The organism is Pseudomonas sp. P9_31 (assembly GCF_034008235.1).
In the GTDB taxonomy this organism is placed as follows: Bacteria; Pseudomonadota; Gammaproteobacteria; order Pseudomonadales; family Pseudomonadaceae; genus Aquipseudomonas.
This window is the reverse complement of record NZ_CP125375.1, coordinates 209,336-223,460: the sequence shown is the minus strand read 5'-3', so window position 1 is coordinate 223,460 and position 14,125 is coordinate 209,336. Positions and strand designations below refer to the sequence as shown.

Annotated in this window: 16 protein-coding genes; 6 read left to right on the top strand and 10 right to left on the bottom strand. The window is 60.3% G+C overall.

Features of this window, described 5'->3' with window-relative positions:
• Positions 1 to 135 precede the first annotated feature (135 nt).
• On the bottom strand, positions 136 to 993 hold the full coding sequence (locus QMK51_RS00925; protein WP_320392906.1) for an SDR family oxidoreductase: 858 nt from the start codon (positions 991 to 993) through the stop codon (positions 136 to 138).
• Between the two features lie 190 nt (positions 994 to 1,183).
• Between QMK51_RS00925 and exbB the strand changes: the two genes are divergently transcribed.
• From exbB to QMK51_RS00910, 3 genes are read left to right on the top strand one after another with little or no spacing between them, the layout of a single operon-like run.
• On the top strand, positions 1,184 to 2,134 hold the full coding sequence (exbB, locus tag QMK51_RS00920) for a tonB-system energizer ExbB (RefSeq protein ID WP_320392905.1): 951 nt from the start codon (positions 1,184 to 1,186) through the stop codon (positions 2,132 to 2,134).
• 6 nt (positions 2,135 to 2,140) lie between these two features.
• Entirely contained in the window at positions 2,141 to 2,569 is a 429-nt protein-coding gene (gene exbD / locus QMK51_RS00915) for a TonB system transport protein ExbD (protein WP_258698471.1), read from the top strand.
• Positions 2,566 to 3,312: an energy transducer TonB gene (locus QMK51_RS00910; RefSeq protein ID WP_320392904.1), complete on the top strand. Its 747-nt coding sequence runs from the start codon at positions 2,566 to 2,568 to the stop codon at positions 3,310 to 3,312. Before exbD ends, QMK51_RS00910 begins: the two co-directional genes overlap by 4 nt.
• 61 nt (positions 3,313 to 3,373) lie before the next feature.
• Here the strand turns inward: QMK51_RS00910 and QMK51_RS00905 are convergent, their stop codons facing one another.
• The 9 genes from QMK51_RS00905 to QMK51_RS00865 form a co-directional block, all read right to left on the bottom strand.
• Positions 3,374 to 4,009 carry an NADH:ubiquinone oxidoreductase subunit N gene (locus QMK51_RS00905; protein WP_258698469.1) on the bottom strand — a complete coding sequence of 212 codons (636 nt, stop codon included), beginning with the start codon at positions 4,007 to 4,009 and terminating at the stop codon, positions 3,374 to 3,376.
• Between the two features lie 81 nt (positions 4,010 to 4,090).
• Entirely contained in the window at positions 4,091 to 5,539 is a 1,449-nt protein-coding gene (locus QMK51_RS00900) for an efflux transporter outer membrane subunit (RefSeq protein ID WP_320392903.1), read from the bottom strand.
• Positions 5,536 to 6,423 carry an HlyD family secretion protein gene (locus tag QMK51_RS00895; RefSeq protein ID WP_320392902.1) on the bottom strand — a complete coding sequence of 296 codons (888 nt, stop codon included), beginning with the start codon at positions 6,421 to 6,423 and terminating at the stop codon, positions 5,536 to 5,538. Before QMK51_RS00895 ends, QMK51_RS00900 begins: the two co-directional genes overlap by 4 nt.
• Entirely contained in the window at positions 6,420 to 6,629 is a 210-nt protein-coding gene (locus tag QMK51_RS00890) for a DUF1656 domain-containing protein (RefSeq protein ID WP_018929385.1), read from the bottom strand. Before QMK51_RS00890 ends, QMK51_RS00895 begins: the two co-directional genes overlap by 4 nt.
• Positions 6,626 to 8,698 carry an FUSC family protein gene (locus tag QMK51_RS00885; protein ID WP_320392901.1) on the bottom strand — a complete coding sequence of 691 codons (2,073 nt, stop codon included), beginning with the start codon at positions 8,696 to 8,698 and terminating at the stop codon, positions 6,626 to 6,628. The genes QMK51_RS00890 and QMK51_RS00885 overlap by 4 nt, the downstream gene beginning before the upstream one ends.
• Positions 8,695 to 9,123, bottom strand: coding sequence for a MarR family winged helix-turn-helix transcriptional regulator (locus QMK51_RS00880; protein WP_320394466.1), 429 nt, complete (start codon positions 9,121 to 9,123; stop codon positions 8,695 to 8,697). Before QMK51_RS00880 ends, QMK51_RS00885 begins: the two co-directional genes overlap by 4 nt.
• A 131-nt stretch (positions 9,124 to 9,254) precedes the next feature.
• Entirely contained in the window at positions 9,255 to 10,730 is a 1,476-nt protein-coding gene (locus QMK51_RS00875) for a Fic family protein (RefSeq protein WP_320392900.1), read from the bottom strand.
• 101 nt (positions 10,731 to 10,831) lie between these two features.
• On the bottom strand, positions 10,832 to 11,077 hold the full coding sequence (locus tag QMK51_RS00870) for a DUF2789 domain-containing protein (RefSeq protein WP_258698464.1): 246 nt from the start codon (positions 11,075 to 11,077) through the stop codon (positions 10,832 to 10,834).
• Between the two features lie 130 nt (positions 11,078 to 11,207).
• Positions 11,208 to 11,675 carry an aminoacyl-tRNA deacylase gene (locus QMK51_RS00865; protein WP_258698463.1) on the bottom strand — a complete coding sequence of 156 codons (468 nt, stop codon included), beginning with the start codon at positions 11,673 to 11,675 and terminating at the stop codon, positions 11,208 to 11,210.
• A 214-nt stretch (positions 11,676 to 11,889) separates the two neighbouring features.
• Between QMK51_RS00865 and QMK51_RS00860 the strand changes: the two genes are divergently transcribed.
• The 3 genes from QMK51_RS00860 to QMK51_RS00850 all read left to right on the top strand — a co-directional run bounded on the left by QMK51_RS00860 (position 11,890) and on the right by QMK51_RS00850 (position 14,031).
• Positions 11,890 to 12,423, top strand: coding sequence for an NfeD family protein (locus QMK51_RS00860; protein ID WP_258698462.1), 534 nt, complete (start codon positions 11,890 to 11,892; stop codon positions 12,421 to 12,423).
• Between the two features lie 2 nt (positions 12,424 to 12,425).
• Positions 12,426 to 13,184: a slipin family protein gene (locus tag QMK51_RS00855; protein ID WP_320392899.1), complete on the top strand. Its 759-nt coding sequence runs from the start codon at positions 12,426 to 12,428 to the stop codon at positions 13,182 to 13,184.
• 466 nt (positions 13,185 to 13,650) lie between these two features.
• On the top strand, positions 13,651 to 14,031 hold the full coding sequence (locus QMK51_RS00850; protein WP_320392898.1) for a DUF6124 family protein: 381 nt from the start codon (positions 13,651 to 13,653) through the stop codon (positions 14,029 to 14,031).
• Positions 14,032 to 14,125: the final 94 nt, after the last annotated feature.

Sequence of the window (14,125 nt, the reverse complement as noted above, 5' to 3'; positions counted from 1 at the left end):
GAATCTGAAGCCAACAGATAACCCTGTGGGAGCGGGCTTGCCCGCGATGAGGCCATAACATTCAACATCCAGGTTGACTGTTACACCGCCATCGCGGGCAAGCCCGCTCCCACAGTTGTAGTGTGTAACCGGATTTCAGCAGCGACCTTCGAGGATCGCAGCGTAGCCTTCGCGGAAACTCGGATATTTTGGTTTCCAACCCAACGCCTTCGCCCGGGCATTGCTGCAGCGCTTGCTGCCGGCACGACGCACACTCGCATCCTCGGCCCATTCGGTCACACCCAGATACTCACGCAACCAGCCCACCACCTCCGCCAATGACGCGGGCGCATCGTCGACGCCTATATAGTCATCATCCAGCGTCACCCCACGCCGATCCTCCTCAAGCAGAAACGCCAGCAACCCCGCAGCGTCATCGACGTGAATGCGGTTGGCGTACAACGGTGGATCGATCGCCACGCGATAACCGCGACGGACCTGGGTCAGCAGCCACTCTCGGCCCGGACCATAAATGCCGGTCAGGCGCACGATGCTGGCCGGAATGCCGCTATCACGCGCCACTTGCTCGGCCTCCAGCATCACACGCCCTGAATAGCCAGCCGCCACGGTCGGCGAGTTCTCGTCGACCCACTCGCCCTCTTGCTGACCGTAAACGCTGCTGCTGGAAACGAATAGCAGCCGATTGGGCACTTGCCCGTAGTCCCCCAGCCATTCCAGCACGTGTTGCAAACCCTGGATATAAGCGGCGCGGTATCCGGCCTCATCGTGATCGGTAGCCGCCGCGCAATACACCAGGTAATCCACCGCGCCGATTGGCCAGGTCGGCGGGCAGTCTTTATTGAACAAGTCACCGGCAACGCCAATTACCCCTTGGGGCAAGCGTGAGACGTCACGCCGCAAACCGTGAACCTCCCACCCTGAATTCAGCAATTGCGTGGCCAGACGACTGCCGACATCACCGCAGCCGGCGATTAAAACAGAAGGCGCGGACATCAGAAAACTCCTATCGGAAAGCCACAGACTAGCGCTGGCAAGGGACGAGCGGCTAGCAATGAAGGAAAAAAAGATACTCTATTACTTTTGTTAACAAGAATTACTTGCAATAATGCGGGTCACTTTTGTTCTCGGCCTCACGAGGCCTGGAAGAACATCTACCGTTTTTTTCCTTTCAGGTCCGGCCAGCATGACACGCAATCAATTCCCCGCTTCGCCAACCAAACGACCTCGCGCCTGGAGTGCGGTGGCCGCCCTGTTGCTCAGCCTGACGCTGGCGCCGACCGCCGCATTCGCCGATGCACAAGCGCCAGCCACACAGCCTGCCGCCGCTCAGACACCAGCCGTTCAAACCGCACCTGCCGCGACCGACCCGGCTCAGGCCGTAGACGCTGCTGACGTGCCGGAAGTCCTCGAAGCCGACAACTCGCTGGGCATGGCCCATGACCTGTCGCCGTGGGGCATGTACCAGAACGCCGACATTATCGTGAAGATCGTGATGATCGGCCTGGCCATCGCCTCGATCATCACCTGGACTATCTGGATCGCCAAGGGCTTCGAGTTGATCGGCGCAAAGCGTCGTCTGCGTGTTGAAATCGCCCACCTGAAAAAAGCCGCCACCCTTAAAGAAGCCAGCGCGACGGCGGCCAAGGAAGGCACACTCGCCAACCTGCTGGTCCACGACGCGCTGGAAGAAATGCGCCTGTCGGCCAACAGCCGCGAAAAAGAAGGCATCAAGGAACGTGTGAGCTTTCGTCTGGAGCGCCTGGTTGCCGCCTGCGGTCGCAACATGAGCAGCGGCACCGGCGTGCTCGCCACCATCGGTTCCACCGCACCGTTCGTCGGCCTGTTCGGCACCGTGTGGGGCATCATGAACAGTTTCATCGGCATCGCCAAAACCCAGACCACCAACCTCGCCGTCGTGGCCCCCGGCATCGCCGAAGCCCTGTTGGCGACCGCGCTGGGTCTGGTAGCAGCGATTCCCGCGGTGGTCATCTACAACGTCTTCGCCCGCTCCATCGCCGGTTACAAAGCGCAAGTGTCCGATGCCTCGGCAGAAGTCCTGCTGCTGGTCAGCCGTGACCTCGACCACCTGCCACCCGAGCGCATCTCGCAACCGCACATGGTGAAAGTGGGGTAATCGGCCATGGGCCTGCATTTGAAAGAAGGCGCAGACGACGATCTGGCCGAGAACCACGAAATCAATGTCACGCCGTTCATCGACGTGATGCTGGTGCTGTTGATCATCTTCATGGTGGCGGCGCCGCTGGCCACCGTGGACATCAAGGTCGACCTGCCCGCCTCCACCGCCAAACCGGCGCCTCGGCCAGAAAAACCCGTGTTCCTCAGCGTGAAAGCTGACCAGCGCCTGTTCCTCGGCGAAGACGAAGTGAAGGCCGAAGCCCTCGGCGCCACACTCGACGCCAAGACCCGGGGCAAGAAAGACACGACGATCTTCTTCCAGGCTGACAAAGGCGTGGACTACGGCGACCTGATGAGCGTGATGGATGCCCTGCGCGCCGCCGGTTACCTGAAGGTCGGCCTGGTCGGACTCGAGACGGCAGCCAAAAAATGATCAACATGCGCCAAAAGCTGACGCGTTACAGCGCGAGCCTGGCCGTGGTGCTGGGCATCCATGCACTGGCCATTGCGCTGGCGCTGAACTGGACGTCGCGCCCGCCGATCGAGCTGCCACCGCAAGCGATGATGGTCGAACTGGCGCCGCTTCCAGCCCCGCCACCGCCCGCACCGCCAAAGGTGATCACGCCACCGCAGCCACCGGCCCCGGTGGAAGAACTGCCGCTGCCGAAACTCGCTGAAGCGCCGAAGGCCGAGATTGCCGTGCCCAAGCCGGTCAAACCCAAGCCGAAGCCTCAACCGCCCAAGCCTGTGGAGAAAAAGCCGGAGCCGCCGAAGGAAAAGCCTTCCGAGGAAAAACCGAGCGACGCGCAACCGACCCAGGCACCGACGGAGAAATCCGCTCAGCCGGCACCCGGCCCATCACCGGCGCAACAAGCTGCCAAGGCCAGCTGGCAAGGCACCCTGCTCGCGCACCTGGCCAAGTACAAAAAGTACCCGGCCAGTGCACAGCAGCGGGGCAAGGAAGGCTTGAACCGTCTGCGCTTCGTAGTGGATGCCGAAGGTAACGTGTTGTCGTTCGAACTGGTGGGCCGCTCCGGCAACGCCGATCTGGACCGGGCCACCCTGGAAATGATCCGCCGCGCCCAACCGCTGCCCAAGCCACCGGCCGACATGCTGAACAACGGCTCCATCGAAATCGTTGCGCCGTTTGTTTACTCGCTGGAACGACGCCGTTAAAACACCGCCCCCATGTGGGAGCGGGCTTGCTCGCGAAGGCGTCAGTCTCGCCAACACCGGATCAGGAATACTGAACCTCGATCTCATCAAGCTGATGATCAAAGCTTTTCAACCGCGCGGTCCACGTATACACCAGCACTTCAAAATCCCGATTGATCACCGCCCCGCCGGTCACTTCCGCCCGCGGGTCGCAGAAGTCCAGCTGATAACGTTCGCGAGCCATGGCGTTGGCGACATCAGACAGTTCTCGGGCATTGTTGAGCCAGTGCCACCCCTCGTCGGGTACTTGCTTGTCCAGCGCCAGGCACTGTTTCTTCAAGGTTTCGAGGCTTTTTTCCAGCGGCGTGCCGGTGAGTTCGCCCATGACTTCCTGGAAGGTGCGCCCCGGTTGCCAGTAACTGCCCCAGAAATACCGGTCAAACACCGTTTCTACCCGGCGCAAAGCCACCTTGGTGTCCCAGATCAGTACCAGGGTTTTGCCTTGCTCGAGTTGTCGTCTCTTGATGCGCTGGTTCTGGAGCGAGGCCCAGGCGACCACCACGATAGCCATCACGGCGATCAGCGCCGCCACGCTGTCGAGGAAGATCAGCGCCTTGTCGAGCTGGTGGGCCAGCATGACACCGTAGAAATAGGTGGCCGACAGCAAAACCAATGCCGCAATGGCGCACCAGAAGCCGGGAGCATAAGGGTTTTTCATTATTAGATCCCCATGACCAACGCAAGCCTTGCTCGACGGGTTCGCCGCGCGTCCCCATCAATTCAAAGCATAGCAACGGCCTCAGGGTTTGCCGGGTTGTGAGCCTTGCGTTCGTCCGCTTTCCCAGCCGCCGCCCAAAGCGAGGAACAAATCGATCTGGCTCATGGCGACTTGGGTGTTGGCCGAGGCCAGTTGCGCCCGGACATCGGTGTAGGTGCGGGTGGCTTGCAAATCCGCCAGGAACGACGCGCGACCGGCCTGAAAGAAGCGGTGGGTCTGGTCTGCCGCCAGTTGCGCCGATTGCTCGGCGTCAGCCAACGCATCGCGGCGCTGAAGCTGCGCGGAATACTGCGCCAGGCCAGTCTGAGTCTCGCGGATGGCGTTGAGCACCACACCATCGAAATGCGCCAGCGCGCCTTGGGTCGCGGCCTCGGCCTCACGGATTCGCGCGCGGGAGCCGTTGGACGGTACGGTCCAGGTCAGCAACGGGCCGAAGCCCCAGCGATTGGTCGCCGGTTTGCCGAGGTTTTCCAAAATGCCGACGGTACCGACGGTCGCGCCGATGCTGATGTCCGGGTACAACTCGCCGGTGGCAATGCCGATGCCAGCGGTTGCCGCCGCCAATCGGCGCTCGGCCTGGCGCACGTCGGGCCGGCGTTTGAGCAGCGTGGCGCCGTCGCCCACCGGCAACAACTGGGCAATTTTCGGCAGATCGGCGCAGTCACGAGTGCCCGCCGGCAATTGTTCGACGGGTTTGGCCAGCAGCATCGACAGGCGGAACAGTCCAGCCTGACGCGCCGCTTCATAGCGCGGCAATTCGGCGCGCAAGGATTTGAATTGGGTTTGCGAACGGGTGACCTGGGTTTCATCGCCGCGCCCGGCATCGCGCAGGCGCTGGGTCAGTGTGGTGCTCTGGGCTTGCAGATCGAGGGAATGCTGAGCAATCTCCCGCTCTTCGTTGGCCGCACAGACCTGGGTATAAGCCCGCACCACATCGGCCACCAACGTGATGCGCGCGGTGTCCGCTGCCGCCTGAGTCGCATCGGCATTGGCTTTGGCCGCTTCGACGCCGCGCTGTAACGTGCCGAACAAGTCGAACTGATAGGACGTGGTGATGCCGATATCGCCGACGTTGGCCACCGGCACTTTATCCGCCAGCAAGAACGCCTCACCGGACTCCTGCAAACGCTGGGCGCCGACTTTCACGCCGCCGCTCCACCCCCCCGCCGCCTGCGCTTCGTCGACCTGAGCACGAGCCCGCGAAAGATTCGCCGCCGCCACCCGCAAATCGGTGTTGGAGGCCATGGCCTGCTGCACCAATTGGTCCAGACGCGGATCCTGATACAACCGCCACCAATCACTGGGCACCGGTGCCGAGACGACATGTTTGCCGTTCACCGCCAGGTTGCCCTGAAAGTCTTCACGGTGCACGGCGGCCTCATCCGGCAGGTGATAATCCGGCCCGACCACCTGACAGGCCGACAGCAGCAAGCCTAATCCGGCGACCGCCAAACCCGAGGCCCTGCTCATTTCGCCGGCTCCCCGGTTTGATCGTCGATGATCGACACCGTGGCTGTACGCCCGGCAATCATGCGGAAATCCTCCGGCACTTCGTCGAAAGCAATCCGCACCGGAATCCGCTGCGCCAGCCGCACCCAGCTGAACGCCGGATTGACGTTGGGCAACAGGTTGCTGCCGCTGCTGCGATCGCGGTCTTCGATGCCGGCGACAATGCTTTCAACGTGCCCGCGCAGCCGAGCGCGATCGCCAACCACGCGAATATCAACCCTTTGGCCGACATGAATGCCGTCCAGTTTGGTTTCTTCGAAATAACCATCGATGTGGAACGAGTTGCTGTCCACCACCGACAACACCGGTCGCCCGGCGGTGACGAACTCCTGGGAGCGCGGCGCACGGTCGTTGACGTAGCCATCCACCGGGCTGCGGATCAGCGAGCGGTCAAGGTTGAGCTGGGCGCTGTCCACCGTCACCTGCGCTTCCATTAACGCCACTTCGGCGCGGGCCACACGGGACTGGCTTTCCTCCAGTTGTTCGGCCGGGACCAGATTGCCGAGGCCACGGTTACGCTTGGCTTCGCGCTGAGCCTGGGCCAGGGTTTCCTGGCGGTCGGCGATAGCGGCTTTGGCCTGACGCAGGGCCAGTTTGAAACGGTCCTGATCGATGCTGAACAGCACCTGGCCGCGTTTCACCCATTGGTTGTCGCGCACTTCCACTTGCTGGATCAGCCCCGACACGTCCGGGGCGATCTGCACGATGTCGGCGCGGATGTGGCCGTCCCGGGTCCAGGGCGCGAACATGTAGTACATGACCATGCGCCAGACCACGACAACGGCGAAGGTCACGATCAACAGCGTCAGGACCACACGGCCGAGGGTCAAAAAAGGTTTTTTCATGTCATCAGGTATCGACTGAGTGAGTCCACAGCGCCAAGCAGCACAGCGTAGAGAGCCACGTTGAACAATGCCCGGTGCCAGACCAGACGGTAAAAGTGCAGGCGCGTCAGCACCCCGTGCACCAACAGGAACAACACGTAGGTAATGCCCATCAGCACCAGCAGCGTGGGCAGGAACACCCCGCTGATATCCAGATCACCGATCATAAAGGCGCTCCATCGATGCCATGGGGAAGCGGTTCCTTGAGTTCACCCGCGCCGACAAATTCGACCCCCGGCAACAGCGCCAGACGCAGGCCGCTCAAGGCGTGCAGCAAATGCAGACGGGTTTCGTCATCACCTTGGCCGCCGAGGGCGCGGCGGGTACGGTCGAGGGTCATCAGCAACGGACTGGGAGCCGGCAGACGTTCACCGGCCTTGAGACAGGCCTTGAAGTACGCACCGACTTCGGCCACCACCTGGCGCAGCAGCACTTGCGGCGCACCGGGCACTCGCGGCGAATAGGCAAGCAGGTCCAGCAGATTCAGCGCCACGCGCACTTCCCGCAGGGCGATGCCGGTGTCCTGGCCGGTCATGGCCAGACGCGGCAAATGCTGCATCAGGCGATCGAGCATCTGCCCCCCCATGTGCCGATGTTCGGCCAGCGTGGCCGGCTCGGTCAGGCTGACGATGTCGCGCCAGCTGAAACGGGTCAGGCGCTTGGCCGCCAGTTCCGCGCCGAATGGCCGGGCGATCAAGGTCCAGATGAACGCGAACAGCAAACCCATGGGACCGGCCAGGTTGGAGTTGGCGAAGCTGAGAAAATCCGCGTCGTAGGCGCCCTGAATGCTGATGAAAGACGACGTGTTGACGATGGTCAGCAACATCCCCAGGTAGAAACGCGGCTGCACCGTCAGGGTGCCGACGCAGATGAACGGGATGGCGAACGCCAGCACCAGCATCGGGAAGTCATGCAGGTTCGGCAGGATCAGAAACAGATAAAGGCTGGCAAACAGCACCGACATCGCGGTCCAGAAAAAGAACCGGTAGATCTGCGGTGCCGGGTCATCCATCGAAGCGAAAAAACTGCACGCCACCGCCGCCAGGATCACTGCGCTGCCGCCATCGGTCCAGCCGAGCAGAATCCACAGCACCGAGGCGACAATGATGGCAGTGACCGTGGACGCGGCTGAATAGAGCATCAGCCCACGGTCGAGAAACGGCGACAGCCGACCGAGGCGCCAGTGCCGATACACCGCGCGCCAACTGTCCTGGCTCTCGCACTGAATGGCATATTGCAGGCTGCGGCAGTCTTGCCACACATCGATCCATTCGCCGAGGCGATACAGGGCGTTGGAGAACAACAACTGCTTGCGATCATCCAGCGCCTCGGCACTCGGTTGCAGCGCTTCGAGTTGGTTTTTCAGGGCCTGCCAGCGGTCGAGGTCAGCGTCTTTGTGGTCGAGCCATTCGGTGGTCGCGATCAGCAGTGGCGCGAACTTATCCACAAGCTCCGGCGTGCGCCGCTCGAGGGCGTAAAGCGCATCGTCGAGGGCATCGATCACCGGCAGCAGATGGATCATTCGCCCGCGCAGTTCGTTGGTATTACGCACTGTCTGCGGCCGCGCGCCCTCGTGGGGCAACTGACCGATCATCAATTCCAGGCTGTTGAAACTCGCCACCATCGATGAACGCAGGGCGCTGACTTCGTCCGGCTGCACGCTGCGGCTGAGGAAGCGCAGGCTGTAGGTCGAGGCATCGGCAAACCATTTGTTCACCGAGTCGTTGAACACCGGCGCCAGCCGTCGCGGCCAGAACATGGCACCGACCACCGCCGCAACGGCGATGCCGAGAAAGATCTCTTCGGTGCGCGCCTCGGCCACATCCCACACCGCCAGCGGGTTATCCACCACCGGCAGGGCGATCAGCGGCAAGGTGTAACCGGCGAGCATCAAGGCGTAGCTGTTGGCGGTGCGCAGGTGCAGGGACAGGAACAGCAAAGTCCCGGTCCACAGCGCGATGACCACCACCAGCACATAAGGGCTCTGCACAAACATCGGCACGAAAAAAACCGCCGCTGCCGCACCGAGCAAAGTGCCAACGGCGCGGTACAACGCCTTGGCGCTGGTAGGGCCGACGAACGGGCTGGAAACGATGTACACCGTAGCCATCGCCCAGTACGGACGGGGCATTTGCATGAGCATGGCGATGTACAACGCGATCATCGATGCGGCGAACGTGCGCACACCATAGAACCAGTCCCGCGCGGGGGGGACGCCGGTGAAAAATCCGCTCAAGGGTGCGCCACCGCTGGATGATTGGCCGCTTCGAAAGCTCTCAGTACCCGCAGTGCCGCTTCCAGATCACTCGGGGCGATCCCTTCGAGCACTTCATGGCGCAAACGCACCAATTCGACTTCGACCGCCTGCACCAGCTCGCGACCGGTCTCGGTCAGGCTCAGGCACTTGGCGCGGCGATCATGGACGTCTTCGGTACGGCAGACGTAACCGGCATGGCACAGCTGATCCAGCAAACGCACCAGAGACGGACTCTCCATCCCCGCCGCTTGCGCGACCGTCACCTGCCGCACACCTTCGCCCAAACGCCCGATCATCAACAGCGGGACGGCGCAGGCTTCGGAGATTCCATAGTTGACCAGCGTGGTCTGGCAGATCTTCCGCCAATGCCTGGCGGCCACCACTATGGAGCTGCTGATGGTCATCTGGAGAGCGGCGAGGTTCTTTGGCACGAGGGGCTGCACACACTGTTAGTTTGCTAACTATCAATATGGCATTGGAGGGGAAAGTTGGTCAAGTTTTGAAACAAATCTAATCCGTAAAGAACGTCTGACGCCTAGACACCAGTCAATAACCTTCCGGCTTCTTCTTCAATAAACTCAAAAACCTCCTCCGGCACGCTGTACTGAAACTGCTTGCGCCGGTGCTTTGACACCTTCCCGTCATTGTCCAGGCACATCATCACCAACTTCGACAGATCACTCCCGCGCACATCAAAACGTTGATTCACCGCCTTGATTACACGGTCGTACCGGTCGAGAAACTCGGTCTCTTCCCGCAATTCAACCTCCAAGGCACGACGGGCCATTTGCAGGGTGAATTCGACGCAACGAGTGGCGTCCCAGTAGCGATAAATGGATGGGTGGCCAATGAATTCGAAAGCCATTTGATCAGCGTCCAGCCAAGTGACATTCCAAAAATCGCGAGCGGGGTGTGAGAAATCCTTGAGGGCAGCCAGATAGTTGGACTCCTCGTGTTTCATCGCTACGGAAACAGGCAGTAAAAGGCCATTTTCCAGCGCGCCGCAATGGCAAAGGGTCTGGTGGATCAGGAAACGTGACAGCCGGCCATTGCCATCCATGAACGGGTGAAGGAAGACGAAACCAAATGCGGTCACTGCAGCCGCCACCAATGGGTCGACCTGTTTTGAAGACTGATTGGAAAAGGTCATCAGTTCTTCCATCAGTTCACGGCACAGGTCCGGCGCGGGCGGGACGTAGCTGACGCCGGCGGCGCCTCTCAAGCCGTTATGCAGGTGGTTCTGTTCGTGGCGAAACAGAACAGCTTTGTCGAAAGGGTTGGAAACGGTGCTGTTCTGCAGCTCAACCAGATAGTCTTCACTCAGCTCGCGCCCTTCATGGGCCTGGCGCAGCAGTTGAACAAAACGACGAGATTTCTCTTCACTGGGTTCTTCTTTCTCGATGGCGAAGGAATCGCGAGTTTCGTGGAGGTAAGCCCAGTTGATGGCGCGGTCCATCATTTCGGGGGGCAACGTCGCCATGAAAGCTTTGGCTCGGCCGAGTATGTCGAGACTGAGCAGGGTTTCGAGTTCAGGCGTTCGCTCCACGGTGGCGCAGTAACGCAGAGAACCCAAGCCGTTGAAATCAATGCGCCAGCGGCTATTACGCACGGCCGGGCCGGTTACGTAGAGTTTTGGATCAAATAGCGTAACAACACTGCCCCGCACCGGTACCGAATACTCAAGCTGTTGGCCGGTGAAGCTCTCCCACAAGAAACAGGCCTTGCGGATAAACACGCCATTCGGGGCTTTAGCCAACTCATCCAGTAGTTGCTCAGCAGAAACCGTTTCAAGCGCCTGGGTAAGAATGCAGAGATTGATGCCTTCGTGCTTGAGAGCAAAAAGAATATGCTCAAGCATTGAGCCCTGAATGGGTGCCACAGACTGGGGAACAGCCAGGCAATCACCGATCAATGTGATACGAGTGACTGGCTTGATCGTCGCCGTGCGTTTGGGCGCGAAGGCCTTGAGATTCAGCGCATCGCGCAGGTAGGCGTATCCAACAACAGACATGGCGAGCTTCCATGGAAAAAATTCACTTTGGCGATTAAAGCTCAGATTTTTTTACCACTCACCAGTTTTTTTTACATTTCGCCATTTTTCTCCAGATTTTTTTACACCCCCCGCCCCTTCCTCAATAGCACATCCAACTGATCCACCACCTCCGCCCAATCCGCATCATCCAGAATCTCCTCACGCAGCAGCTCCGCCTGGCTCTCGCTCCAGAAGAACGCGTCCGCCAGGTGCAGTTCGGGTTTGAGCGGTGAATGGGTAGCGATGAATTTATCAATGCTTTCGGCGTCGTCAGGCAGGCCGAGCTGTTTGAACAAGGACGAGAGGCTGTGGGTAGGGGATTCCATGTTGGGCTCCTTCTTGATGGCTGAATGGGGTGACCACTGCGCGGTCAATCGCGAGCAGGCTCGCTCCCACAGTTGACTGCGTTTCCCTGTGGGAGCGGGCTTGCCCGCGATGACGGCGGTTATGTCGATGCTATGCCGTTTGACTCAACTCGCACACTTCGGCATGCGGCACCATTTTCAAATATTCCGGCACGCTCATGTGTACCAGATTGTTGTGGTTGCCGGCTTCGAGGTAGATGTCTTGCTGCCGGGTCAGCATTGGGTCGATGACCATGTCCAGCCCGTAGGATTCGCCCAATGCGGGCACGGCGCCGCGTTCGCAATCGTCGAACAGGCGCGGCAGGTTGCTTTCCCGGGTGACTTGCCATTCGCTGCTGCCACGTACTTTGCTCAGGTCCAGGTGACGGCTGGCGGGCAGCACGGCCATCAAGTAATGCCCGTGGCGATCGTCGAGGATCACCGATTTGGCCACCCGTTCGGCGGGAATGCCTGCGAGCCGAGCCGTTTCAAGGCTGCTGGCCGAGTGCGGATGGGAAACGATGTCATATTCGCAGTGCGCCTTTTCCAGGCTGTTCTGCACGGTTCTTGCCATACGCATGATGCACCTCGGTGTCCGCAACAGCGAAGGGCGGACGATGGTTAGAATTTTTTCTCTCCATTAAAAGTCTAGGCCTGCTGGAGGGATCCGGCGGGAAATCCGCCCGTCGGACGCGGTCGACAACTGCTCAAAATTCATACAGCCGCAGGCTCAACTAGACTTGTACACAGAGCCACGACCGGCTCGCGGACGGATGACTCTCCCGGAGGGTCAAGTGAACATTCGTTGCTGTGTAATTGCGCTGCTGCTGGCCTTGAGCGGACCGGTTTTCGCGGCGGACACCGTCGTAGTGCTGGTTCCCGACCCCATCGGGATCTGGCTGATCACCTTTGGCATCGTGTTTATGATCGCCGAAGCGGCCTTGCCCAATTTCGGTGTGGTCGGTTTGGGCGGCATTGTGATGTTCGTGATCGGCGCGGTGATTCTGACCGATGCCGAAGTGCCTGTTCCCTTAATCATCGGCCTGGGGCTGATCAGCGCGCTGCTGCTGATTTTCCTGCTGATCCGTGCCTTGAAAACCCGACCGCGCCGCAATTTCAGCGGCGACGCCGAATTGCTGGGCAGCGTGACACCGATAACGTCGTTGCAGGCTGGCAATGCGTATGTCGGCTGGGTGCACCTGCAAGGCGAACAATGGCAAGTAATGAGCGCCACACCGCTGCAACCGGGACAACAGGTCCGGGTGGTGGCGCGCAAGGGTCTATTGCTGAAAGTGGCTGCGGCTGACGCGGCGCCGGGTGGAGAATAGTTATGGGCTTGCAACTGGGTTTTGCCGCGCTCCTGTTATTGCTGATTGCACTGGCGGGGTCGACCTTCCGCATCCTGCGCGAATACGAACGCGGCGTGGTGTTCCAGCTCGGACGCTTCTGGCAGGTCAAGGGCCCTGGGCTGATCCTGCTGATTCCGGCGGTTCAACAAATGGTTCGTGTCGACCTGCGGACCGTGGTGCTCGACATACCGCCGCAAGACGTGATCACCCGCGACAACGTCTCGGTCAAGGTCAATGCGGTGCTGTATTTCCGCGTGCTCGATCCGCAAAAGGCGATCATTCAGGTCGAAGACTTTCTCATGGCCACCAGCCAACTGGCCCAAACCACGTTGCGGGCGGTGCTCGGTAAACATGAACTCGATGAATTGCTGGCCGAACGGGAACGGCTGAACGTCGACGTCCAGCAAGTGCTCGATGCTCAAACTGATGCCTGGGGCATCAAGGTGGCCACCGTCGAGATCAAGCACGTGGACCTCAACGAATCGATGGTCCGCGCCATTGCCAAACAGGCCGAAGCCGAACGGGAGCGTCGGGCCAAAGTGATCCACGCCGAAGGTGAATTGCAGGCTTCGGAAAAACTCATGCAGGCGGCCGAAATGCTCGGACGCCAGCCGGGGGCCATGCAGTTGCGCTACATGCAGACGCTGAGCTCGATTGCCGGGGACAAGAGTTCGACCATCGTCTTCCCGCTGCCGATCGAGTTGCTCAAGGGGATGGCGGATTTGTCGTCCAAGCCTTGAGGGCGCTAAAAGATCGCAGCCTTCGGCAGCTCCTACAGACGGTGTTTCAACCCGAAACGGCGGCCAACCCGGCTCCGTAGGAGCTGCCGAAGGCTGCGATCTTTTGACCTTCCCCACAGACACCAACGTCCGGTAGCCCCGTCGGAGATTTCCTTCAAGTTGTAGCGGTGTTGGTGAACTTGTTCCAACCCTAGCCCAAGTCTAGTCTGGCTTTGTCACTGAATAATCGGTGACACGGACGTGCAAGTCCGGGTAAAAGCATTTCCCAACACTGCTTCGGGCTAGTCATCAGGCATTTCTATGCCTGTTGTGATTGCTTTATGGCGGCTGTGTGCGGGAGACCTTCGGGTCTGCCGAGGTTTTTGGGATCGCTTACTCGGTCTTGCACCCCGCACATAGCTGCCACCCTAATTCGCGTGCAAGCGAACATCAGGTCAGCCTCCTTGCAATCAAAGCGAGTAATCCCATGTTCAAAGTAACGCCCAATCCGCCAGAAAACTCTGGCACCCCGTCCGATGAATCCATCGAAGCCGAAAAACTCAAAGAAGCCGCCGACCGCGCCTTCGCCCACTACTTTCCCCCGGCCACCGAAAAACCGGCCAAACGCCGCAAAGGCAACCTCTTTACCGTTTCTCCCGACATCGACACCGAAGCCCTTCTGGCCAACGCCTCCGAAGACCTGCTGTCCATCAGCGCCATTGCTTCCGACCTGGCGGACGATGTGGACGGGACCCGGCGCTCGGTAGTCCTGGCGCTCAGCCGCTTGGCCGATGGCGTGCAGTTGCTCGTAGAGCGAGCGCTGGATAACCGGGAGGCATCGCAGGTGCAGGCTCGGGCCAAGGCCTAGCCTGGCAGGTTTGTGGTGATTTGACCGCCGCCATCGCGAGCAGGCTCGTTCCCACAGTTGATCTTCATTGAACACAACCTATGTGTACGACTGA